This is a genomic window from Dietzia sp. SYD-A1 (assembly GCF_015356725.1).
Lineage (GTDB): Bacteria > Actinomycetota > Actinomycetes > Mycobacteriales > Mycobacteriaceae > Dietzia.
Genome location: NZ_JADDKI010000466.1, coordinates 1 through 1,807, shown reverse-complemented (window position 1 = coordinate 1,807; position 1,807 = coordinate 1). Strand labels below are relative to the sequence as shown.

The 1,807-nt window shown below is 72.4% G+C and carries 1 protein-coding gene; it reads left to right on the top strand.

Annotated features, from left to right (window positions below; translation table 11 throughout):
• On the top strand, positions 1-1,807 hold a 1,807-nt coding region (locus IY392_RS15735; protein WP_194861715.1), incomplete at both ends, for an acyltransferase domain-containing protein.

Below are 1,807 nucleotides of genomic sequence, written 5' to 3'. Positions count from 1 at the left end.
GATCACGGCCGAGGGAGGGACCGCGAGCCCGGCCGAGACGAGCCGCCAGCAGCGGGTGTCCACCTCGCTCACCGCGCCGCACGACATGACCGCCTTCGCACTGGTCTCCGGCGACCACAACCCCATCCACGTCTCCGACACCGCGGCCGACCTGGCCGGCCTCGGCGGCGTGATCGTCCACGGCATGTGGCTCTCGGCCGCAGCGCAACACGCGGTACAGGCCTCGGACGGCCGCGACCCCGCCCTGCGGATCGCCGGGTGGACCGCCCGCATGCTCGCGCCGGTCCGACCGGGTGACCACATCGCCGTCCGGGCCGTCCAGACGGGGCGGTTCGCCGGCGGCCAGGTCCTCGAGGTCACCTGCACGGTCGACGGGGCCACCGTCATGGCCGCCACCGCGCTGACCGAGGCCCCCCGCACCGTCTACGCCTTCCCCGGCCAGGGCATCCAGGCCAAGGGGATGGGCATGGAGGGGCGCACCCGATGCCCCGCCGCCCGCGAGATCTGGGACCGCGCCGACGCGCACACCCGGAAGGCCCTCGGCTTCTCCATCCTGGCGCTCGTCCGCGACAATCCCACGGAGGTGACCGTCCGGGGCACCGTCCACCGGCACCCCGACGGAGTGCTGTACCTGACGCAGTTCACCCAGGTCGCGATGGCCTGCCTCGCGGTGGCGCAGCGCGCCGAGCTGGAGGCGGACGGGTTGTTCGTCGACGGCGCCTACTTCGCCGGCCACTCGATCGGCGAGTACGATGCCCTGGCCGCCATCTCCGGAACGCTCGAGCTCGAGCCGCTGCTGGAGATCGTCTTCCAGCGCGGATCGACCATGCACGAGCTCGTCCCGCGCGATGCCGAGGGTCGGTCCGACTACCGGATGGCCGCGATCCGGCCGTCCCAGATGGGCATCGGTGACGACGAGGTCGTGGACTGGGTGGCCGGCGTGGCCGAAGAGTCCGGTGAGTTCATCGAGATCGTCAACTACAACCTCGCGGGCTCGCAGTACGCGCTGGCCGGCACCGTCGCCGGCTGCAAGGCCCTGGAGAAGGCCGTCGAGCGGGAGCTCGAGAGGTCCGGCGGCAAGAACGCCTTCATCCTGGTGCCCGGCATCGACGTGCCGTTCCACTCCACCGTCCTGCGCGGCGGCGTCCCGGACTTCCGGGCCACCCTCGACGCGCTGATCCCGCACGACATCGACATCTCGGTACTCGTGGGTCGCTACATCCCCAACCTCGTGCCGCGTCTGTTCAGTCTCGAGCGCGACTTCGTGCAGGAGATCGCGGACCTCGTGCCGGCCGACTCGCTCGCCGAGGTCCTCGCGGACTGGGATTCGTGGTCCGCCACCCCGACGCGTCTGGGACGCCTGCTCCTGGTGGAGCTCCTGGCCTGGCAGTTCGCCAGCCCGGTCCGATGGATCGAGACCCAGGAGTTGCTGTTCACGCCGATCGAGCGCGGCGGACTGGGCATCGAGTGTTTTGTCGAGGTCGGCGTGGCCAACGCCCCGACCGTGGCGAACCTCGCCTCCAAGACCCTCGACCTGCCCACGCACCGCGGGCCCCGCGCCCAGGTGCTCAACGTCGAGCGCGACTCGGCGACGCTGTACGGCACACTGCCGCCCAGCGTGGAGGTCGACGACGACGCGGTGGACGCCCCGGAGCCCACCAGCGGGTCGGGCGACGCAGGTCCGACCACCCCCGCGGCCGCCGAGCAGGCGGCCCCCACAGACCCCGCACCGGCCGTCAACACCCCCGGCACGGCCGGTGCGGACCGATCAGACGCGGCTCCGGCCGCGGCCGCACCCGGTGCACCC